This is a genomic window from Rhizobium sp. Leaf453, from assembly GCF_001425605.1.
Classification (GTDB): domain Bacteria; phylum Pseudomonadota; class Alphaproteobacteria; order Rhizobiales; family Rhizobiaceae; genus Pararhizobium.
The window spans coordinates 208773-231003 of sequence record NZ_LMRG01000023.1 but is presented as its reverse complement, the minus strand read 5'-3'; the positions used below and the strand labels follow the sequence as shown (position 1 = coordinate 231003).

18 protein-coding genes are annotated in these 22231 nt (G+C 60.9%); 10 read left to right on the top strand and 8 right to left on the bottom strand.

Features of this window, described 5'->3' with window-relative positions; translation table 11 throughout:
• Positions 1 to 31: 31 nt before the first annotated feature.
• The gene (locus ASG68_RS19260) at positions 32 to 1606 is read right to left on the bottom strand and encodes a putative bifunctional diguanylate cyclase/phosphodiesterase (RefSeq protein ID WP_162247279.1); all 1575 of its coding nucleotides are present in this window, start codon (positions 1604 to 1606) and stop codon (positions 32 to 34) included.
• 149 nt (positions 1607 to 1755) lie between these two features.
• Here ASG68_RS19260 and ASG68_RS19255 point away from each other — a divergent pair, with 149 nt between their 5' ends.
• From ASG68_RS19255 to ASG68_RS19240, 4 genes are all read left to right on the top strand, one after another.
• Positions 1756 to 3006, top strand: coding sequence for a DUF3419 family protein (locus tag ASG68_RS19255; protein WP_062579989.1), 1251 nt, complete (start codon positions 1756 to 1758; stop codon positions 3004 to 3006).
• A complete protein-coding gene (locus ASG68_RS19250) occupies positions 3003 to 3665 on the top strand; it encodes a class I SAM-dependent methyltransferase (protein ID WP_062579987.1) in 663 nt (220 codons plus the stop codon). The genes ASG68_RS19255 and ASG68_RS19250 overlap by 4 nt, the downstream gene beginning before the upstream one ends.
• Before the next feature lie 222 nt (positions 3666 to 3887).
• Positions 3888 to 4682: a GH25 family lysozyme gene (locus ASG68_RS19245; RefSeq protein ID WP_062579985.1), complete on the top strand. Its 795-nt coding sequence runs from the start codon at positions 3888 to 3890 to the stop codon at positions 4680 to 4682.
• A gap of 153 nt (positions 4683 to 4835) precedes the next feature.
• Positions 4836 to 6044: a lytic murein transglycosylase gene (locus ASG68_RS19240; protein ID WP_062579982.1), complete on the top strand. Its 1209-nt coding sequence runs from the start codon at positions 4836 to 4838 to the stop codon at positions 6042 to 6044.
• On the opposite strand, the gene ASG68_RS19235 is transcribed toward ASG68_RS19240, so the two are convergent.
• Positions 6041 to 7438 (bottom strand): cation:proton antiporter, encoded by a 1398-nt coding sequence (locus ASG68_RS19235; RefSeq protein WP_156373734.1) that lies wholly within the window; start codon positions 7436 to 7438, stop codon positions 6041 to 6043. The genes ASG68_RS19240 and ASG68_RS19235 overlap by 4 nt on opposite strands.
• Before the next feature lie 125 nt (positions 7439 to 7563).
• Here ASG68_RS19235 and ASG68_RS19230 point away from each other — a divergent pair, with 125 nt between their 5' ends.
• Entirely contained in the window at positions 7564 to 8466 is a 903-nt protein-coding gene (locus tag ASG68_RS19230) for a DMT family transporter (RefSeq protein WP_244484281.1), read from the top strand.
• 504 nt (positions 8467 to 8970) lie between these two features.
• Here ASG68_RS19230 and metF read toward each other — a convergent pair.
• The 4 genes from metF to ASG68_RS19210 form a co-directional block, all read right to left on the bottom strand.
• Complete coding sequence (gene metF, locus ASG68_RS19225) at positions 8971 to 9891, bottom strand: methylenetetrahydrofolate reductase [NAD(P)H] (protein ID WP_062579978.1); 921 nt, start codon at positions 9889 to 9891, stop codon at positions 8971 to 8973.
• Position 9892: 1 nt separating this feature from the next.
• Complete coding sequence (locus ASG68_RS19220) at positions 9893 to 10921, bottom strand: ArsR/SmtB family transcription factor (RefSeq protein WP_062580886.1); 1029 nt, start codon at positions 10919 to 10921, stop codon at positions 9893 to 9895.
• 184 nt (positions 10922 to 11105) lie between these two features.
• Positions 11106 to 12755, bottom strand: a complete 1650-nt coding sequence (gene ettA, locus ASG68_RS19215) for an energy-dependent translational throttle protein EttA (protein WP_062579976.1) — start codon at positions 12753 to 12755, stop codon at positions 11106 to 11108.
• 92 nt (positions 12756 to 12847) lie between these two features.
• Positions 12848 to 13603, bottom strand: a complete 756-nt coding sequence (locus ASG68_RS19210) for a ribonuclease T2 (RefSeq protein ID WP_062580884.1) — start codon at positions 13601 to 13603, stop codon at positions 12848 to 12850.
• 204 nt (positions 13604 to 13807) lie between these two features.
• On the opposite strand from ASG68_RS19210, the gene ASG68_RS19205 reads away from it, so the two are divergent.
• The 3 genes from ASG68_RS19205 to ASG68_RS19195 are packed head-to-tail and all read left to right on the top strand — an operon-like array spanning position 13808 to position 17394.
• On the top strand, positions 13808 to 14746 hold the full coding sequence (locus tag ASG68_RS19205; RefSeq protein WP_062579972.1) for an alpha/beta fold hydrolase: 939 nt from the start codon (positions 13808 to 13810) through the stop codon (positions 14744 to 14746).
• A 12-nt stretch (positions 14747 to 14758) separates the two neighbouring features.
• Entirely contained in the window at positions 14759 to 15712 is a 954-nt protein-coding gene (locus ASG68_RS19200) for a DMT family transporter (RefSeq protein ID WP_062579970.1), read from the top strand.
• A gap of 35 nt (positions 15713 to 15747) precedes the next feature.
• On the top strand, positions 15748 to 17394 hold the full coding sequence (locus ASG68_RS19195; RefSeq protein WP_062579969.1) for a thiamine pyrophosphate-binding protein: 1647 nt from the start codon (positions 15748 to 15750) through the stop codon (positions 17392 to 17394).
• Positions 17395 to 17717: 323 nt separating this feature from the next.
• Here ASG68_RS19195 and ASG68_RS19190 read toward each other — a convergent pair whose 3' ends face one another.
• Entirely contained in the window at positions 17718 to 18056 is a 339-nt protein-coding gene (locus ASG68_RS19190; RefSeq protein ID WP_062579967.1) for a TIGR01244 family sulfur transferase, read from the bottom strand.
• A 74-nt stretch (positions 18057 to 18130) separates the two neighbouring features.
• Positions 18131 to 18982: a DUF4432 family protein gene (locus ASG68_RS19185; protein WP_062579964.1), complete on the bottom strand. Its 852-nt coding sequence runs from the start codon at positions 18980 to 18982 to the stop codon at positions 18131 to 18133.
• A 216-nt stretch (positions 18983 to 19198) separates the two neighbouring features.
• Between ASG68_RS19185 and ASG68_RS19180 the strand changes: the two genes are divergently transcribed.
• On the top strand, positions 19199 to 20575 hold the full coding sequence (locus tag ASG68_RS19180) for a L,D-transpeptidase family protein (RefSeq protein ID WP_082499503.1): 1377 nt from the start codon (positions 19199 to 19201) through the stop codon (positions 20573 to 20575).
• Positions 20576 to 20941: 366 nt separating this feature from the next.
• Entirely contained in the window at positions 20942 to 22231 is a 1290-nt protein-coding gene (locus ASG68_RS19175; protein WP_062579959.1) for an NAD(P)/FAD-dependent oxidoreductase, read from the top strand.

Genomic DNA, 22231 nt, shown 5'->3' with positions numbered 1-22231 from the left:
TATGGCAATCACTTTGGTGCGAGAAATGTTTCTAACCCGTTGATCGCGCCGCCTGCTTCGTCGATTCACGCTGCAGGATGGTCAGCGCGTCGTTGGCGGAAACCGGTCGCGATATCAGGAATCCCTGCGCCTCCGAAGCGCCGAGGGCACGGACGAATTCCATCTGCCCCTCGGTCTCGATACCTTCGATGGTTGTGGAAACCTGAAACGTGTTGCCGAGTTGCAGGATGATATCGACCAGTTCCGCATCGCGCTGATTGCCGAGCATCGAGCGCGTGAAGGAGCGGTCGACTTTTAACTGATCGAGCGGAAAACGCCGGAGATTGTTGATCGACGAGAAGCCGATGCCGAAATCATCGAGCGCGATGCGCACGCCATGGGCACGAAGTTCCTCGAGGCTCTTGCTGATAACCTCGGCATCAACGTGGAAGATCGATTCGGTAACCTCGATCGTCAGGCGACCGGGAGCGAGCCCGGCTTCGGCGAGGCAGGCCTTCACATGCGAGACGAAGGCGCGGTCCTTGAATTGATCGCCGGCGACATTGACCGCAACCCCTGTCGGCGCCGGCCAGCGGATAGCCTCCAGACATGCCGTCCGAATGACCCAATTGCCAATCGGCAATATCAGGCCGGTCTTTTCGGCCGAGGCGATGAACTGGTCCGGCGGAATGATGCCCTTTTCTGGATGGCGCCAGCGGATCAGCGCCTCGAACGAACGGATGGCGCGGCTTTCGATGCCGACGATCGGCTGATATTCCAGAAAGAACTCGCCGGCAGCGAGCGCCCGGGAAAGATCGTACTCCATCTCACCTTTTCGGAATGCTTCCGCTGCCATGTCCGGCTCGTAGAGCATATGGCTGTTACCAGCGATTTCCTTGGCCTTGTACAGGGCGAGGTCGGCGCGCTTCAGCACTGCCGACATGGTCTCGTCGCCCGTCTCGACATAGGCGACGCCGATGCTGCCGCCCGTCCAGAACTGTGCTCCGGAAAGGTCGAAGGGCTCGATGAACAGGCTTTTGATCATCGCGCAGATATCGTTGATCTTGCCGTCCGATGGAGCGCCGGCGACGACGATGACAAATTCATCGCCGCCCAGACGATAAACCTTCGCCGTATCCGACAGCGCCCGAATTAGCCGTTTGCTGAGCGCGACGAGCAGCTCATCTCCAACATCATGGCCCATGGAATCGTTGACGAACTTGAAGCGGTCGAGATCAAGCAGCAGCAGGGCAATGCGGTCGTGTGCCTTCGCTTGCGCGGATAGCCGCTCGCGAATGTCGCGCTCAAGGGCGAATCGGTTGGCAATACCGGTCAACTGATCGGTGTGCACGACACGCTGCAGGTCTTCCTCGGTGATCCGGCGCTGCTGAAGTTCCGCGATCAGGCGATTGCGCAAGCGGCCCCATTGGTGAAACAGGATGCCACACACAACCGGCATTAGAGTGACGGCGATCGACGCCGAGGTCGGTGCACCGTTTCCCCAGAATCCATAGCTGCTGTCTGTAAGGCTGTCATAAAAAACGCAGATTGCCGGAAAGAGCGCCCCGATCGCCGCGCCCATTGCGGCGTAGCGCTGCTCCGATTTCGGCAGAAAAGACTTTAACATCATGTTAGCGCCCCGAAAAAGACGAGGCCTGTCTAACACAGACAAACTTAATCAAATCTTATGGATGAGAATTTGTATAAGCGGGCCGTCATCAAAGTGTAGCGGACTCGTCTTAGAAGCGCGGCATCGTCAACGGATGGCAGGCTGACATGACCGATCTCGCACCAGATGCAGGCTACGGCAAGAAGAACCAGAAGCTCAAAACAGCACTGATCCAGCACAAGGCCTTGAGCTTTGATGGCCTGTCTGAGCGACTTTTCGGGCTTCTCTTCACCGGCCTCGTCTATCCGCAGATCTGGGAAGACCCGGCCGTCGATATGGCCGCAATGCAGATTCGACCGGAGCATCATATCGTCACGATCGGCTCCGGCGGTTGCAACATGCTGGCCTACCTTTCGGCAGCTCCCGAACGCATCGACGTCGTTGATCTCAATCCGCACCATGTGGCGCTGAACCGGCTGAAGCTCGCCGCCTTCCGTCACCTGCCCGGCCATCAGGACATCGTCCGCTTCCTGGCGCGCCACGATCACGCCAGCAACGTCCAGGCCTACGATCTCTTCATCGCGCCGAAGCTCGACAATGCGACCCGGAAATACTGGAACAGCCGCGGCCTGACCGGCCAGCGCCGTATCCGGGTGTTCGGCAAGAATATCTATCGCACCGGCCTTCTCGGCCGCTTCATCGGCCTTGGCCATCTGCTTGCCCGCCTGCACGGTGTCGATCCCAGTGAACTCGCCAATGCCCGCTCGATGCGCGAACAGCGCCAGTTCTTCGACGAGCGCCTGGCCCCGCTGTTCGACCGTCCGGTCATCCGCTGGATCACCAGCCGCAAGAGTTCGCTGTTCGGGCTCGGCATCCCGCCGCAGCAATTCGACGAACTGGCAAGCCTGAGCGACGAGAAGTCGCTGGCCGGCGTTCTGCGCCAGCGGCTGGAAAAGCTCTGCTGTCACTTCCCGTTGCGGGAAAACTACTTTGCCTGGCAGGCTTTCGCCCGCCGCTATCCTATGCCGCACGAAGGTGAACTGCCGGTCTATCTGCAGGCAAGCCGCCACGAGACGATCCGCAACAATGCCGAACGCGTGCATGTCCATCACGAGAGCTTCACTGTTCTCCTATCGAAAAAAGCGGCCGGCTCCGTCGATCGTTACGTCCTGCTCGATGCGCAGGACTGGATGACCGACAAGCAACTCAACGACCTTTGGACGGAAATCACCCGCACCGCAGCCGATGGCGCCGTTGTCATCTTCCGCACCGCCGCCGAAGCCAGCATTCTCGAAGGCCGTGTGTCGCAGACACTGCTGGGCCAGTGGTCCTATGACGCGGAGCAATCGCAGGCGCTGAACATCAAGGACCGCTCGGCCATCTATGGCGGCTTCCATATCTACCGGAAGACGGCATGACCGCAATCGACACCGTGGGCGACAGCCACGCCCGGCGCATGGACCGGATGTACCGCACGCAGCGGCACTTCTACGATCTGACGCGGAAATACTACTTGTTCGGCCGCGACACGATGATCCACGGGCTGGACGTGCCAGCCAGCGGCAGCGTGCTCGAAGTGGGCTGCGGCACAGGCCGCAACCTCGCGATGATCGGCAAACACTTTCCCAAGGCGCAGCTGTTCGGCCTCGACATCTCAGCCGAAATGCTGATTTCGGCCGAGGCGAAGCTGCGCAAGGCCGGTTTTCACCAGACGGTTTTGCGCGTTGCAGATGCCACGGATTTCACGCCGTCGGAATTTGGCCAGACCGGTTTCGATCGCATCGTCATCTCCTATGCCCTGTCGATGATTCCGGACTGGGAAAAGGCGATCGATGCCGCGATCGCGGCCCTTAACCCCGGTGGCTCGCTGCATATTGCCGATTTTGGTCAGCAGGAACGCCTGCCCGGTCTGTTCCGGCGCGGGCTGCAGGCGTGGCTGACGCGCTTTCACGTCACCCCGCGCGATGCGCTTGTTTCGGTGCTGAAAGACAAGGCCGCACGCGCCGGCCACTCGGTCGAATTCCGGCCGCTCGGCCGCGGCTATGCCTGGCTTTTCGTCTACCGTCGCCCGTCATAAGCCGCCTCACAAGCTCCGCATAATGATCCCTTGCCATTATGATCACCGCTGCCACTCGATTGCCTCGGGGGTAGCGGAGGTGTTTCGGCGATTATGCTTGAAACTAACCCATTTTTTACGATGATATGGTGAAGATGAGGTTCACGCCTCCTGGGGGATGATCACATTAGCGGATATCATCGTGTGAGGCAGCATCGTCGATCGATTCAGAACGGATACCTCATGCGCCGGCTTCTCCTGGCTCTGCTGCCCATTGTGACGCTTCTGTCCGCCTGTTCGACGACGGATTACGATCTCGTTTCGACGGCGTCGATCCCGCCCAAATTCCATGACAAGGACCCGCAGGATTTCGGCGAGCGCACACCGCACCACCACAATATCCACGGCATCGACGTGTCGAAATGGCAGGGTGATGTCGACTGGACGAAGGTCAAGGCATCCGGCGTTTCCTTCGCCTTCATCAAGGCAACCGAAGGCAAGGACCGGATCGACGCCAAGTTCAACGAGTACTGGCAGCGCGCCCGCGCCGTTGGCCTGCCCTATGCGCCCTATCACTTCTACTATTTCTGCTCGACGGCCGACCAGCAGGCCGACTGGTTCATCGCCAATGTTCCGAAGAGCGCGGTCTACCTGCCGCCGGTTCTCGACGTCGAATGGAACGGCGAATCCAAGACCTGCACCTACCGCCCGTCGCCGCTGACGGTGCAGACGGAAATGAAGCGCTTCATGGATCGCCTGGAAGCCCACTACGGCAAGCGCCCGATCATCTATACGTCGGTCGATTTCCACCGCGACAATCTCGTCGGCCAGTTCAACGACTACCATTTCTGGGTCCGCTCGGTCGCCGCGCACCCGACGAAAATCTATGAGGAGCGCCGCTGGGCCTTCTGGCAATATACCAGCACCGGCGTCATTCCCGGCATCGAAGGCAATACCGATATCAACGTCTTTGCCGGATCGCCGAAGAACTGGAAGAATTGGGTCGCAGCCGTTTCGAAACCGCGTCCAACACCGTAAATTTCCCCGCGGCACACGGTAATTCTTCTTTCAGCCCCATTGCCGTGCGACAGCGGCTCTCATACCTTGCCGCGACGGCATCGGCCCTGTCTTTTCGGCCGAGCCCGGCCGGATTCGACCTGACAACCCCGCCCTGCCAAACAAGGACTTGCGATGACACGCGGCACACTGCGCTCCGTTCTTTCGATCGGTTTCCTCACCCTTTTGACGTCGACTGCACTCGCTCAGGAAGCCGCCCCTCCGGCCGCACCTTGCGGAGGTGATCTGGCAACCTTTCTGGAAGGGGTGAAGGCAGAGGCTGTCGGCAAGGGCATTCCGGCCGATGTGGTCGATCGCGCGCTCGCAGGCTCCGCCATTTCCGAGAAGGTGCTGGGCCGCGACCGCGCACAGGGCGTGTTCAAGCAGAGCTTCACCGAATTTTCGCAGCGCACCGTCAGCAAGGCGCGCCTCGATATCGGCGCCAAGAAGATGAAGGAATATGCCGCCGTCTTCGATCGCGCCGAGAAGGAGTTCGGCGTCCCCGCCCCGGTCATTACCGCGTTTTGGGCGATGGAAACTGATTTCGGCGCCGTGCAGGGTGACTTCAACACCCGCAACGCACTGGTGACGCTGGCGCATGACTGCCGCCGTCCGGAAATGTTCCGGCCGCAGCTGATTGCCGCAATCGAGATGGTCCAGCACGGCGACCTCGACCCGGCGACGACGACCGGCGCATGGGCCGGCGAAATCGGCCAGGTGCAGATGCTGCCGGAGGATATCATTGCCCAGGGCATGGATGGTGATGGCGACGGACATGTGAACCTCAAGGAAAGCTCCCCGGATGCGATCCTGACGGCTGCCAAGTTCATCAAGAGCCTTGGCTACACCGCCGGCCAGCCCTGGATCCAGGAAGTGAACCTGCCGGAAAACCTGCCTTGGGAGAAAACCGGCCTGCAGACTGGCATGACCGCCGGCGACTGGTTCAAGCTCGGAGTAGCTCCGCGCGACGGTAACACGGCCTTCCCGCAGCTTGCTGCCTCGCTGGTCATTCCGCAGGGCCGCCATGGCGTTGCCTTCCTGACCTATCCGAATTTCAACATCTATCTCGAATGGAACCAGTCGTTCATCTACACGACCTCGGCCGCCTATTTCGCGACCCGCCTTGCCGGTGCACCTGCATATGACACGCATCATCCGGAGCCGGGCCTGAACGACGAGGGCATGAAGGCGCTGCAGACCAAACTGCAGGGCATGGGGCATGATGTCGGCAAGATCGACGGCATTCTCGGCTCGGGTACGCGTGCAGCCCTGCAGAAGGAGCAGCAGCGTCTGGGACTCCCCGCGGATGGCTGGGCGACCCAAGCCGTTCTCGACGCGCTCTAATCGTCCTTTTTAATATCAGACGGCATCTTTGCCCGCCGCCGGTGGTGGCGGGCAAGGCGGAAGGCGCGATAGCGCACCCTCAGCGACCAGCGCGCACCATCGAGCGCAGCACCCCGCTTCGACAGTTCCGCCAGCTCCCGAGCATAGGCGACCGCAAAGGCCTCCCGATAGGTCTGCAGGTGATCGGAGGCGATGTTTTCCAGTCGGTGCATCATGCTGACCCAAAGCGGCGAGACGAGCAGCGACAGCGCGGTAACGGCGATCGCTACCTTGTAGGTCTCGAACCGCAGCACGCCGGCGCCAAGGCCGGCCGCGGCCAGCACGAAGGAAAATTCGCCGATCTGCGCCATGGACAGACCCGCGACCAATGCGACCTGCGGTGACGAACCGGTCTTGCGCAGCAGGAAGATGTTCAGAGCCGTCTTTGCCGCGACAACAAGCAGCGCTCCAAGCAGGACCGACCAGACATTCGCCGCGATAAAATCAAGATCGATCAACAGCCCGATCGACAGGAAGAAAACGACAAGCAACACGCTCTGGATCGGCTCGATCACCGGAATGACGCGGCTGCGCAGAGTGGAATTGCCAATAACGATGCCGGCGAGAAACGCCCCGTAAGCCGGTGACATGCCGGCAAGACCCGAGATCGCCGCAGCCCCGAAACAGACCGCCAGCGCACCGAGCGCCAGGATCTCGACCTTGTCCTCCATCTCGGCGCTGAAGGGGATTTTCAGTTTCCCCCGATGCCCGAACCACCATAGCAGTGCCGCCAGGATGGAAATGGCGATGATCATCTTCGCGATGATGGTCGGCACATGCTGTTCCTCGCCGCCGAGACTGGAGACGAGAATCAGCATCGGCACGACGGCGATGTCCTGTGCGATCAGCACGCCAACCGCGATTCGACCGGTTTCGCTGCGCAATTCCCCCATATCCTCCAGCATCTTCATGGCAACGACCGTGGAGGACATGGCGATGACGAAACCAAGGATAAGCCCTTCGGCAAGGCTTGCCCCGGTGATCAGCGGAATGAGGGCTGCCGCGGCTATGGCAGCCACGACCTGGCCACCGGCCACCATAACCGACTGCCGCAGGCTGAGAACGAAGGCCTTGATCGACAATTCCATGCCGATGAAGAACAGAAGGACGACGACGCCCATTTCGGCCAGCAGCGTGACATTGCCGCTCGATGAGATGAAGCCGAACCCGGTCGGCCCCAGCGCCACCCCGGCAAGGATGAAGCCGACCAATGGCGGCTGGCGCAAACGCAGGAAGCCGAGGCCCAGAAAAGCGGCCACAGCAACGACGATCGCGATGGAAATGAGCCCCTGCCCCTCATGCGCGGCTGCGGTCATGGCGTGTGTCGCGGCGGACTCCAGCAGATTGTCCTTCATGTTCACCCCACCCCAAGAATCGGGTGGCAAATTTCAACGTCAGGCCTTAACCCTCACCATGATCCGAAGGCGACAAGGCAAGGTCAAGTCGAATGCAGGCAAATACAAGCGATACCCAAAATCGAATGACACTGGCTACCTGGGGGCTGCTGGCACTGCTCGGGCTGATCTGGGGCGGATCCTTCTTCTTCGCGCGCATCGCGATCCAGCATGTTCCGGCCTTCACGCTCGTTCTCCTGCGCGTCGCGCTTGCTGCACTGGCGCTGCACATCTACATCTTCGGACGCTTCGACATCTATCGGGAACTGGCCGCGCGCTGGCCGCAATTCCTGCTGTTGGGGCTGATCAACAACGCCATCCCGCACACGTTCATCTTTCTCGGACAGACGCAGATCGGCGCCGGTCTCGCCGCGATCCTGAACGCGACCACGCCAGTCTGGACCGTGCTGATCGCCAACGCTATGACCCAGGACGAGAAACTCAGCCTTGCCAAGATCGCCGGCTGCCTGCTCGGCCTTGCAGGCACGGCCGTGCTGATCGGACCGAGCGCCCTGCCCGGCCTCACCGCATCCGGCAGCGATATTCCGCTCTGGGCCTTGCTCTTTCCGGTTGTTGCCGCCGTGAGCTACGGCTTTGCCGCGACCTACGGCAAACGCTTCCGCGGACTGGCGCCGCCGGTCACGGCTGCCGGGCAACTGACGGCCTCGTCGCTGATCATGCTGCCGTTGTCCCTGATCATCGACAAGCCCTGGACACTGGCCATGCCGCCGATGACCTCCGTGCTGGCCGTTCTGGCGCTCGCGCTCATTTCGACCGCCTATGGCTATATCCTGTTCTTCCGGATCATGAGCCGCGCAGGCGCCACGAATACATCGCTGGTCACGCTGCTGGTTCCGCCCAGCGCCATCTTGCTCGGGTTCCTGTTTCTTGGCGAAACACTGGAAGCGACCGATATCGCCGGCATGCTGTTGATTGCCGCCGGGCTTGTGGTTCTCGACGGTCGCATCCTTCGGCGTCGCCAAGGGTAACGGCGAAATCGCACACGCGGGAATGTGTCCAATTGGTCACTCACGGCGCATTTCAGCGCGTTACATTAACCAGAATGAAGAGATTGTGAAAAAATTGTGGCGGCCAATAAATGTCATTTTAATCATTGATTTAGGCCTGTGAATAACCGTCCGCGACACGTGCCATCCCGCAACGCAGCATAACTTTTCCTTTCACGCGTGACATTTTCACCCTATCTTCCGAGGGTCAACGCAAGGAGGGCCGGTTATGGGACTTACACATTCGTTGAATGTCCTCATGATAAGTGCAGCGTTCGTATTCGTAGCCACCATGCTCTTCATCTGAAGGGCATCAGTCCAGTCGGTAAAAAAGGGACTTTAATACCGTAAATCCATTGCAGCATGATCGAGCAAGGTGACACGCTCTAAGGATCACCGCCAAGCCACAGCTGCCTCAAAAACAAAGCCCTTGAGACCGTGACGTCTCAAGGGCTTTTTTCTGCAAATCCGAAAGATGGGCGACCGTCAGGCTGCCGCTCCGGTCGCCTGGACAGCGGCAGGCTTGACTCTCTCGAAGCCGACGAGATCGCACACGGCCGAAACCAGCGGTGAGCGGTTCATCGTGTAGACATGGAAATCCCGCAGGCCCCGGCGTGCCAGGTCGACGATCTGCTCAGCGGCGATCAGCGTGGCTTCCTTGAAGCGCTCTTCCGGCGCCTCGTCGAGATGGATCAGCCGGGTGACGATCGCATCGGGAACCGTCGCACCGCAGAGGCCGGCAAATTTGCGGACCTGGGCCAGATTGTTGATCGGCAGAATGCCCGGCACCACCGGTATATTGATCCCGGCGCGGCGCACCCGCTCCAGGTAGCGCTCGAAATCGTTGTTGTCGAAGAAGAATTGCGTCAGTGCGCGAGTCGCACCATCGTCGACCTTGCGCTTCAGCATGTCGATATCGGCATCAACATTCGGGCTCTCTGGATGCTTTTCCGGATAGGCGGAGACGGAAATCTCGAAATCGCCTCGTGCACGGATGGACGCGACAAGGGCGGCCGCATTCTCATAACCACCGGGGAACGGCTCGTAGCGCGAGCCGATGCCCCCCTGCGGATCGCCGCGCAGGGCCACGAAATGACGAACACCGCTCTCGATGAATTCGCCGACGATCTCGTCCACTTCGGCGCGCGGCGCGCCGACACAGGTCAGATGCGCTGCCGTATTGGCAAAGCCCTCCTCGTTTATCATCCGTCGAACGGCTGTCAGCGAACGGGCCTTGGTGGAGCCACCGGCACCATACGTCATCGTCACGAAGGCGGGGTTAAAGGCCGCAAGCTCGGAAACAGTCTGGAAGAGCTGGGCTTCCATCTCGTCGTTCTTCGGCGGGAAATATTCGAACGAAAGTCGCAGGTTGCCGCGTTCAGCCGGGTAAAGGGTGTGTATTGCCATGTCATGTCCTCCCGGCATGGGCCAGCGCGCGCTTGCCCGCCGGTGTCTCGGATGCGGCGGCCTGCCGCTTGTCGCGGGCAAGCCAGATGGTGACCGTCAATTGCCGGTCGCGGTCGGTATCGGGCGTCAGATCGACGGTTTGTTCGACGGTGAGACCGGCCTTCTCGAGCCATTCCGCCATCGTCTGACGGGAAAATCCGAGGCGCACATGGGCATGATCGTCGCGGAGGTATTCCAGCGCATGCGGCGCGAGATCAATGATCACCAGCCGGCCGCCGGGTGCCAGCATACGCGCCGCTTCGGCGATCGCCGCCTCAGGCTGCTGCAGGAAGTGCAGGACCTGATGAATGGTGACGAGATCGAACTGACGGCCGTCGAGCGGCAAGTTGAAGATGTCGCCATGGCGGATCGAGGCTTTTGTGATGCCTGCCCGGTCGAGATTGGCACGGGCAACCGCAAGCATGTCGCGGCTGGCATCGACGCCGACGCCGCGCTGATAGAGGCCTTCGAAGAGCTGCAGGATACGGCCGGTGCCGGTGCCAAGATCGAGCAGACCATCGACAGGCTCCGGCCCGACCATGGACTTCAGTGCCGCCTCGACATCCGCCTCGCTGACATGCAGGCGGCGCAGTTCATCCCACTCTGCTGCGTTGCGGCTAAAATAGGCCTGTGCCTTCTCCGATCGCGCCAGCTTCAGCGCCGCCAGCCGTTCGCCATCCCGCGCAAGGACCGCGTCGTCTGCCTCGGCGGCGGACAGGAGGCCGCGCACGAGCGCCACGCCCGCTCCCTCGCCCCTCAGGCGAAAATAGGCCCAGGCCCCTTCCTGATAGCGATCAATCAGCGAGACCTCCGCCAGCAGTTTCAGGTGACGGGAGATTCGGGGCTGCGACTGGCCGAGAATTTCGGTAAGATCGGTGACCGTCAGGTCGCCTGCCGCCAACAGCGCGAGAAGACGCATGCGCGTCGGCTCTCCCGCCGCCTTCAGCACGTCGACCAACGCATCCAAACCAAGTCCCTGCTCTTGCGCCATGCAAAACCCCATCAACACATAAAGATATGTTTATGTGATTTTCGAGATTGCCGCAAGTTGAAATGTGGCAAGTGCGGTTCGCACAACTGAAAAAGGCGATCCAAATGGACCGCCTTGATCATTCATCGCGACACTGTCGAAGATGCATCCGAAACCGGATGCGTGCCTTTACCGGTAAACCCGGTTAGCGGGTCAGACGCTTGTAGCTGACGCGGCTCGGATTGACCGATTCAGCGCCGAGACGGCGGATCTTGTCCTGCTCGTAATCCTCGAAGTTGCCTTCGAACCATTCGACATGGCTGTCACCTTCGAAGGCCAGGATATGCGTGGCGAGACGGTCGAGGAACATGCGATCGTGGCTGATAATGACGGCGCAGCCGGCGAAGTTTTCGAGCGCCACTTCCAGCGCACCGAGCGTTTCGGTGTCGAGGTCGTTGGTCGGTTCGTCGAGCAGCAGGACGTTGCCGCCGGACTTCAGCATCTTGGCAAGGTGAACGCGGTTGCGCTGGCCACCCGAGAGGTTGCCGACCTTCTGCTGCTGGTCGGTGCCCTTGAAGTTGAAGGCGCCGCAATAGGCACGCGAATTCATTTCGAACTTGCCGAGCTTGATGACTTCGGCACCACCGGACACTTCCTCCCAGACGGTCTTGTTCGGATCGAGCGCGTCGCGGCTCTGGTCGACATAGCTGAGCTGGACGGAATTGCCGACGCGGAACGTGCCGCTGTCCGGCTGCTCCTGCCCGGTGATCATGCGAAACAGCGTCGTCTTGCCGGCGCCGTTCGGGCCGATGACGCCGACGATGCCGCCCGGCGGCAGCTTCAGGGTCAGGTCCTCGATCAGAACGCGGTCGCCGTAACCCTTGGTGATGCCTTCCATCTCGATGACGACCTGTCCCAGGCGCTCGGCGACCGGGATAATGATCTGCGCATCGCCGGGCCGGACGTTCTCGGCCGCCTCGACCAGTTGGTCATAGGCCTTGATACGTGCCTTCGACTTGGACTGGCGGGCCTTGGGGCTGGAGGCGATCCACTCCTGCTCGCGGCTGATGGCCTTCTGGCGGGACGCATCTTCGCGCGATTCCTGCTGCATGCGCTTGGCCTTGGCGAGCAGATAGGCCGAATAGTTGCCCTCGTAGGGAATGCCGCGGCCGCGGTCGAGCTCGAGGATCCAGCCGGTGACGTTGTCGAGGAAGTAGCGGTCGTGGGTAATCATGATGACCGAACCGGTATACTGGCGCAGATGGTTTTCCAGCCAGCCGATGGTCTCTGCGTCGAGATGGTTGGTCGGTTCGTCGAGCAGCAGCAGATCGGGCTTCGACAACAGCAGCTTGCAAAGCGCGATACGGCGGCGCTCACCGCCCGACAGCGACGTCACGTCGGCGTCTGCCGGCGGGCACCGCAGGGCTTCCATTGCCATCTCGACCTGACTATCGAGGTCCCAGAGGTTCTGGCCGTCAATGATGTCCTGCAGACGCGCGCCCTCGTCGGCCGTCTCGTCGGAATAGTTCATCATCAGTTCATTGTAGCGCTCGAGGATCGCCGTCTTGTCGGCAACGCCTTCCATGACGTTTTCCTTGGCGGTCTTCGTCGGGTCGAGCTTCGGCTCCTGCTCGAGATAACCAACCTTCGCGCCTTCAGCCACCCAGGCTTCGCCGGTATATTCGGTGTCGAGCCCAGCCATGATCTTCAGGACGGTCGACTTACCCGCGCCGTTCGGGCCGAGGATACCAATCTTGGCGTCCGGGTAGAACGAGAGGTGGACATTCTCCAGCACCTTCTTGGTGCCGTAGGACTTGTTCAGTCCTGACATATGATAAATGAATTGACGTGCCATAGACTGACTGCTCCGACGGAATGGGATTTTGCCCGCTATGTAGGCGAATTATCCCGCCGGAGCAATGAAGAAACCGGCTTTAAGAGCGCCATTCACTGAATGCCGGCCGTATCGACAATGCCCCTGCCGCATTTGAAATCGGTCTCCCCAGCGGCAAGGATCAGGGTCGAGAGGCCGGACCCGGTTGAAACATCGCCCGAAAGTCCGATCGTTAGTCCGGTGATAACGCTGCGCGCCCCTGCCTTCTGGCACCGCATCCGCACTCGCTCTCCGGCGCCTATACCGAAGCTCGTGTCGAAAGCCTGCTTGATCTCGCTTTCCGTCACCTCCTTGCCGATCCGGCCGGCAAACAAAGTGCGTACGGCAGAGCCATTGAGCTCATCCAGAAACTTCAGCTGAAGCGAAAAGTAATCCTGCGCCGTGCCGCCCTGGCAGGTACCGCTGCGCAGCCACTGGTGCCGGTCCAGCCCCGATTGCGTTCCCGGCATGGCGACGAGCAGACGGGCGACCGTGTCTTCCGCCATTGCCAGTTGCGGCAGATCCAGCCAGCTACCCTTCTTGTCGCGGGCGCGGATATCGGCGGCGACGCCGCAGTAGCTCTTCTTCATCGGCCAGAGGCCATGCAATGAAAAGTGCGTCGCGTCGAACCGATCCGCCGTCTGGCCAGCGCATTCCTTGCGGTTCGGCCGCGTCTCGCAAAAACCGGGCTGCCAGCTGACGGCAAGGATATACTGCGTTTTCGCCGGTGGAGGCGATGCCTTTTCCGCCGCAAAGGCAGCAGACGCCAGGATCGCGCCGATCCAGACGAGGCCCAAGCGACGCAGCAATGCGAGCGCGAGATACTTCACATTTCCGTTCATGACCGCCTCCTGTACAATAAGAACAAAAAAAGATCATATGAGGACTAAAACGGGAAAAATGCAACCAGGAATCTTTATCACGCGGATATTTTATGACGTGATGCGAAACCAGCACCACGCGGTGATTGCCTTTGCCTGATAAATCAATTTGATACCTGTCGGAACTGGAATTGCACCGAGGAGGATTCGGGGGTGTTCGCCAAGGTCGAGACATTGCGAAGCCCCAGCGGAGCGGCCCTCGCTTGGCGCTGTCAGCAAGCAATCTCGCCGGAGCGCGGCGTGCTGATGATCAGTCACGGCCTTGCGGAACATTCCGCCCGCTATGCGCGCTTTGCCGCCTTCATGGCCGCCCGGGGATTTCACGTCTATGCCCACGACCATCGCGGCCATGGCGCTACCCACGCCAGCGATGCACCGCTCGGCCGTTATGCCGGCAGGCAAGGCGTTGCCAAGGTCTTGGCCGATGTCCGGGCCATGCGCGACATGGTCGGTGCCCATCATTCCGGCCTGCCAGTCATCCTGTTTGGTCATTCGATGGGCGGGCTGATCGCGCTCAACGCAGCGGAAGACGACCCTCATCGCTATGCCGGGCTGGCCGTCTGGAACTCCAATTTCAACCCCGGCCTTGCCGGTCGCGCCGCTCAGGCCATTCTTGCCCTTGAAAAGATGCTGAAGGGCTCGGACGTACCGAGCGGTGTGCTGCCGAAGCTCACCTTCGGCGCCTGGGGCAAATCGATCGCCGGCCATAAAACCGATTTCGACTGGCTCTCGCATGATCCGGCGGAAGTCGCACTCTATATCAACGATCCGCTTTGCGGCTTCGATGCCAGCGTGTCGATGTGGATCGACCTTTTCGAGCTGACCTTTGCCGGTGCCCGGTACGACCGCCTGCGGAAATTGCCTGTGGATCTGCCCATTCACCTCGCGGGCGGCGGCGAGGATCCGGCGACGAATGGCGGGCGCGAAGTCAGCTGGCTTGCAAAGCGCATGAACGGGATCGGTCTGAAGAGCGTGACAACGACCATCTATCCAACGATGCGCCACGAGACGCTGAACGAAACCGAACGCGATCGTGCGATGCAGGACTTTGCCGACTGGTCGCTGGCGGTTATCGCGGACAAGCGGATCTGACGAAAGCATGACATGAGCAATAGCCCCACTTCATCATCACTGACCAGAAGCCGTGACGTTTCCTTCGGGCTCACGCTGATGGTCATCGCCGTCCTGATCTCGCCGCTGATCGATATTTTCGCCAAGCTCGCAATCACCACCGTCCCGTCCGCACAGATCACCGCCGTCCGGTTCGTGTTGCAGGTGATCTTCATCCTGCCGGTCGTGCTGATCAGGGGTACGCTGCTTGACCTGACCTGGAAGAAGACCGGCCTGCACATGTTGCGCGGCGGCCTTCTGGTCGTCACCATGCTGTCCTTCATCACGACGTTGAAGGCAATGGAAGTCGCCGATGCCATTGCGATTTTCTTCGTCGAGCCGATTATCCTCACCATCCTTGGCAGTATCTTTCTCAAGGAAACCATCGGCTGGCGCCGCTATACGGCCTGTGCGGTCGGCTTTTTCGGTGCGCTACTGGTCATCCAGCCGAGCATGCAAGAGGTCGGCTGGATCGCGCTGCTGCCGATCGTTTCCGCCTTCGGATTGGCCGTGTTCCTTCTGGTAACGCGCCTCGTCGCCCAGAATGAGGACCCTTGGTCGATGCAATTCCACGCAGGCATCTGGGGAGCGATATTCTGCGGCATATTGCTCTTTTTTGGTGAAGGGACCGGTTCGCAGATTTTCGATCCCGTCATCCCGGACATGACCGCCAGCCTTTATCTACTCGGGGTCGGCGTCACCGCGACGATTTCCGGCGTGCTCGGCGTCTATGCCTATCGCGCGGCACCGGCCTCGGTGCTCGCGCCGCTGCAATATCTGGAGATCGTCTCGGCGACGATCTTCGGCTGGCTGGTGTTCGGCGACCTGCCGGATGCCCTCAAATGGCTGGGCATCGCGATCATCATCGCTTCCGGCCTCTACATCATCTGGCGCGAACGCAAGATCAACAAGAGCGCCAGCGTCGCGCCGGTGTCGCCGGCGATTTAAGACAGGGTTTTCGAGCAGCTTTGGGAGGAGCGGACATGAAGACAGGCGGAGAACTGATCGTCGAGGCGTTGAAGGCGAACGGCGTCAAGCGGGTGTCCTGCGTGCCGGGAGAGAGCTATCTTGCCGTGCTCGATGCGCTCTACGATACTGATATCGACGTCTTGATCTGCCGCCAGGAAGGTGGCGCCGCGATGATGGCCGATACCTGGGGCCGACTGACAGGAGAACCCGGCATTTGCATGGTCACGCGCGGCCCCGGCGCGATGAATGCTTCGGCGGGCTTGCATATTTCGAGGCAGGATTCGATCCCGATGATCCTGTTCATCGGCCAGGTGCAGCGCGACGCGCGCGAACGCGAAGCATTCCAGGAAGTCGAATATCGCCGCGCCTTTACCGAAATCGCCAAATGGGTCGGCGAGATCGACGACCCCGCCCGCATTCCGGAATTCGTCACCCGCGCCTTCGCGGTCGCGACCTCGGGTCGCCCCGGCCCGGTGGTCCTGACCCTGCCCGAAGACATGCTGACGCAGAAGACGGAGGCCGTTGCGGCACGTCCCTACCAGCCGGTGGAAAGCCATCCCAGCCCCGGCCAGATGAAGGCGCTCGAAGCCCTGCTGGCCAAGGCCGAGGGGCCGATCGCGATCCTCGGCGGCACGCGGTGGACCGAGCAGGCTATTCGCCAGTTCCAGGCTTTTGCGGAGCGGTTTGACCTCCCGGTCGGCTGCTCCTTCCGGCGCCAGATGCTGTTCGATCATCTGCATCCCAATTATGCAGGCGATGTCGGCATCGGCATCAATCCGGCGCTGGCCAAGGAAATCCGAGAGGCGGACCTCGTGCTCCTCATCGGCGGTCGCTTTTCCGAAATGCCGTCGTCGGGCTATTCGCTGATCGATATCCCCTATCCCCGCCAGACGCTGGTGCATGTTTACCCGGATCCAAGCGAACTTGGCCGCGTCTATCGCCCCGATCTCGCGATCGTCGCGTCACCCGCCGATTTCGCCGCGGCGCTGGAGACATTGAGCCCGCCCGCAAAACCGGTGATAAGCGACCGCACAGCGGCAATGCACCAAGCCTATCTCACATGGTCGACGCCGCCGGAAACAGGACCCGGCGATGTGCAGATGGGGCCGATCATGCGGTTCATCGAGGAGAACACCGCCGAGGATGCAATTTTCACCAACGGCGCCGGCAACTACGCGACCTGGCTGCATCGTTTCCATCGTTTTCGCCGGTTCAACACGCAGGCCGCCCCGACATCCGGCTCGATGGGCTACGGCCTGCCCGCAGCGGTCGCGGCCAAGCACCTGTTTCCGGATCGCGAGGTGATCTGCTTTGCCGGCGACGGCTGCTTCATGATGCACGGCCAGGAATTCGCGACCGCTGTGCGCTACAACCTCCCGATCATCACACTGGTGATCAACAACGGCATCTACGGTACGATCCGCATGCATCAGGAGCGTGAATACCCGGGCCGGGTCAGCGGCACAGACCTCACCAACCCCGATTTTGCCGCCTTCGCCCGCGCCTATGGCGGTCATGGCGAACGGGTGGAGAAGACGGCCGATTTTGCCGAAGCCTTCTTGCGTGCGCGGGCAAGCGGGAAACCGTCGATCATTGAAATCCGGCTCGATCCGGAAGCGATCACACCGACGCGGACACTGACGCAGATCAGGAATGGTTAGCGGAGAGAGGTTGGTGGCGCTTCGGTCGAGGCATGGCATCAAGGCTCTTGAGTGCTCAATGAAGGCGACGGCGATAGGCTTTTATTTGAGAGAGACGTCCACATTCCATCATCCTCGCCCTTGAGGCGAGGATCGAGGCGCCACGCACTTACAGCGCGAGGTCTGTTAAGCCGCACCGTCGAACGATGCCGATCCGCTGGTAGATCCTCGGGTCAGAGCCCGAGGATGACGGAGAGTGGGGAGCGCCTGAGCCTCAACAATTCACCGGAGACAGCAAACAGAACCGACTGACTCCGGCGGAAAGTCCCATCCTTCGACAATCTTTACCCGCGCAGATGCTGGGTCTGCTGGTACACGTTGGTCGAGCGGGCGCCGGAGCGGCAGTAGCCGAGCATGGGGCGCTCGAACGTATCCAGGGCATCGACCATTCCGCTCACGGCTTCCGGCGTCACGCCCATCGGGCCGACCGGAATATGGGTGATGTCGAGGCCGAGTTCGCGGGCGCGGGCGGCGATGGTTTCAAATTGCGGCTGGTCGGGCTGCTCGAAATCCGGGCGGTGGCAGACGATGGACTTGAAACCCAGGGCCTTGATCGTGTCGAGGTCCTCGACCGAAATCTGTCCGGTAACCGAATATTCATCGTTGATCTGGCGAATGTCCATGGGAAAGCCTTCCTCGAAAATGATGCCCGGACTGATGTAAGACCGACGGCCTGATGCGTCAATTGGAAAGCGGCTCAGCGAATCCGGAACGCCAGCGCATAATCGACGCTCTTCCCCGGATCAAGCATTGGCATTTCACCGGCGGTGGCCAGTTCCGTCCGCTTGGCAATACGGTGCGACACGGGCTCGATGCTCACCACATCAGCCGATCCGCGCTGGCATCGCCACATCTGCAGATAGGGCAAGGTGTCGGTCGAAAACCGGACAGTCAGAGACCGTCCGGAGAGCGCTTCGAACGGACCGAGCGTCACGCTCGCCCAGCCGCCCTCGGCGGATGCTGCGGCGGGCAGGCAGAAATGCGCGCTTTCCCCCTCGCCGAAGCGCCATGGGCGCGCGCCCTCAGGCAACATGGCGCCAGAAATCCGTGTTTGCTCGCCCATCAGCCAGCCGCCGATATTCATGTGGTACATCAACATCGGAGCGAACGGCTGTTTACCGATATTGGTGACGCGGTCGGCCAGCACGACTTCGGATGTTTCGCCATTGATCGACCAGTGCCGTGAGACCAGAGCCGCGCCTCCATTGGCAAGCAGGACCTCCGTTTCCGCCGAACAGCCGGGCGCCTCGCCCACCTCCGACATCCGGGTTTGCCCAACCGGTGTCGCGCAGAGCGATCCGTGCAGCGGAAACGCTCGTCCTTCGACATGGCCCTCGATCGGCTCCGGGTGGCGGATGTGATCCGGGCCGCAGGTGAAAAAGAAGCCCTGCAGCGCATGGTCGATACGACGGTCGCCGTCCGACGGGATAGCGATGCCGGGCGAGATATCGACGCCATCGACGACGAACGCGCCGATATCCAGCGCCGATTGACGATCGAGCAGAATCTGGAATTCCCCCTCGCCGCCACTGGATATCCTGATGGGCATGCGCACCCCTCCGCCGGTTTTCGTCCGGCGGGAATCGCCGCGAAATGCTTTGAGAAAGCTACCGCAGACCGGTCCGCAGTTCACCAGCCGAAAGTAGTCAAGCTATCGAAATTCATGGATTTTAGGGAACTGTTCATAATGAATTCAGTTTCTTCATATTACCGTCCCATTTGATTTGTACGCCCCGTGCTCAACTGCCAGACAACAGGTTTCTCCGTGACGTTCGCATTCAGATCCAGCATTGCTCTTCTTGCCTGCGCCAGCGCACTTGCGCTTGCCTCGACAGCCCGGGCGCAGGATGGTTTCGGCCGGTTGCCCCCCAATGCCGTGCTTGTAACGCCACAGGGAGAGATTCTCGACTATATCCCCGAATCAGGCGAAGTGCAGATGATGCGCGATCATCGCGGCCGCACCGTTCTGGTCGACAGCTGGGGCAATATTGTCGCGACCGTCATGGGAACGGGCCGCCGGCGTGATGCGCTGCGCCGCCAGGACATGAACCGCGAAGCCTATAACAATCAGGGATTCGGATTTTCCGATCAGGGCTATCCCAACCAGAACTTCTCCGAGCCCGGCGACGTGACTGGCTCGATCCCCGATTATCGCGACGTCACCCCAGACAGCGTCGAGCGCGAACCGCTGCCATCGCAGCCAGACGAGAACGATATGGTCGCCCTGCCGGCCGAGCCGACCGACGAAGCCCAGCCGCAGCGCCAGACACTGCCGGCCGCCACGCGTATCGACAAGAAATCGAGCGCCGAGATCACCGCGCTGCAGGTCTTCCTTGATCGCGAAGGCTTTTCGCCGGGCGTAATCGACGGCAAGACGGGCTCGAACGTCACCAAGGCGATCGAGGCCTGGCAGCAGGCGACCGGAGAGACGCTCGATCCGAACAATACCGATGATATCCTGGAGCGCCTGCGCTTCACCGGGGGGCTTCCGATCACCACATATACGATCACAGCGGCCGATGCCGCCGGTCCCTATGTCGCCTCCATTCCGGAAGATTATGCCCATAAGGCCGCACTGCCGCACCTTTCCTTCACCTCGACGACGGAGATGCTGGGCGAAAAATTCCACATGGACGAGGCCTATCTGCGCGAGTTGAACCCGGGCGTCGATTTCACCGTTCCCGGCACGATCATCAAGGTGATCAACCCCGGCGAAGTCAAGAAGGGCAAGGTCGCGCGTATCGTTGCCGACAAGTATCGCAAGCAGGTGTTTGCCTATGACGATGCCGGCACGCTGATTTCGGCCTATCCGGCGTCGATCGGTTCGTCGGACACCCCGTCGCCGTCCGGCACGGTACAGGTTGATCGGATCGCGTTCGATCCCGGCTATACCTACAATCCGAAGATCAACTTCAAGCAGGGCGAAAACGATAAGGTCCTGACGCTGCAGCCTGGCCCGAACGGCCCGGTCGGCACCGTGTGGATCGCCCTTTCGAAGCCGACCTATGGTATTCACGGGACACCTGAACCGTCGAAGATCGGCAAGACCCAGAGCCATGGCTGCGTGCGCCTCACCAACTGGGACGCGACGGAGCTTGCCAAGATGGTCAGCGTCGGGACCACGGTGGAATTTCTCGACTGAGGAAAAATTTCGCACCTCCCCTATTTGGGGGAGTGACGTCGCCCGGATGACGGCGAAAATGAAGACATCAGGCCTGCGATCAAACCGCAACCTGATGACCTTCAGCACGAATGCATTCGCCGGATCGCACCACGGTTCGGAAACATCGATATTGGGTTACTATTTCGCGAAGAATGGACATCAAGGTCGTGGCGTCAAGCTTGGTAGCGCGCCACGACCTTTCCGTTTGTGCGCCGCTTTTCCGCCGAGGCGCCAGCATTGGCCGGGATCATGACTTGATCAGATATTGTCATTAAAAAACATTGCCGCGATGCGTTATCTGTCGGAGAAATCGAAGACCTGATCCGACAGACGAGGAACGCCTTTATGGCCGCCGAACGCACCCTTCCAAACCTATGGCATGCAACGGCGCCCGCCGCTCCCGAAACACGGTCGCTTTCAACGGACATCACCGTCGATGTCGCGATCATCGGCGGTGGCTTTACGGGTCTTTCAGCAGCCCTCCACCTCGCTGAAAAAGGCGTGAAGGCTGCAATCGTCGAAGCGAAGATGATCGGTTTTGGCGGCTCGGGCCGCAACGTCGGCCTCGTCAATGCCGGCATGTGGACGAAGCCGGAGGACCTGATCGCCACGCTCGGCAAGGACGTCGGGACCCGCCTGCTGCGCGAGCTCGGCGACGGCCCGTCGCTCGTCTATCAGCTCGTCGAGAAGCATGGCATGCCCTGCGAAGCCGTCCGCAACGGCACGCTGCATCTGGCTGTCGGCGCCGAGGGCGTCAAGGATATCCAGGATCGCGAGCGCCAGTGGAAGACGTTCGGCGCACCGGTGGAGGTGCTCGACGCGAGCCGTGCAACCACGTTGACAGGTGCTGAAGGTTTTGCAGGCGCTCTTCTCGACCGGCGCGCTGGCACGATCCAGCCGCTGGCTTATGCCCGCGGTCTTGCCCGTGCCGCCCTTGCCGCAGGCACACAGATTTACACCGACACGCCGCTGCGCTCGGCAACCCGCGTCGGCGACCTGTGGAAACTGTCGGCCGGCAACGGCACGGTGACAGCCAAATCGGTGATCGTCGCCACCAATGCCTATGGCGACATGCTGAGCCAGACACCCTGGACCAACTATACGCAGGAACTGACGATTCTTCCCTATTTCCAGTTCGCCACCACGCCGCTGTCGGACAATCTTGCCCGTTCAATCCTGCCGGAACGGCAGGGCTGCTGGGACACCGGCCTCGTCATGACCTCCTTCCGCATGGACCAGCAGAACCGGTTGATCTTCGGCAGCGTCGGCCGGCTCGATGCCATGGCTGAGGGTACGCACCGGGCCTTCGCCGAACGGTCGCTGCACAAGCTGTTTCCGGCGCTCGGCGATATCCGCTTCGAATACTGGTGGGACGGCCGCATCGGCATGACCACCAACCATCTGCCGCAGATGCATGTCATGGCGCCGAACGTGTTTTCCGTCAGCGGTTATAACGGCCGCGGCATCGCGCCGGGCACCGTCTTCGGCCGAGCGCTCGCCAACCACGTCACCGGCGAACCGGCCGCCCTGCCCATCCTCGAAACGCCCGTAACGCCAGACCCCTGGCGTAGCATGAAGTCCGCCTTCTACCATGTTGGCGCGCAGGCCAAGCATTTCATTGATCGGCGTTTCTGA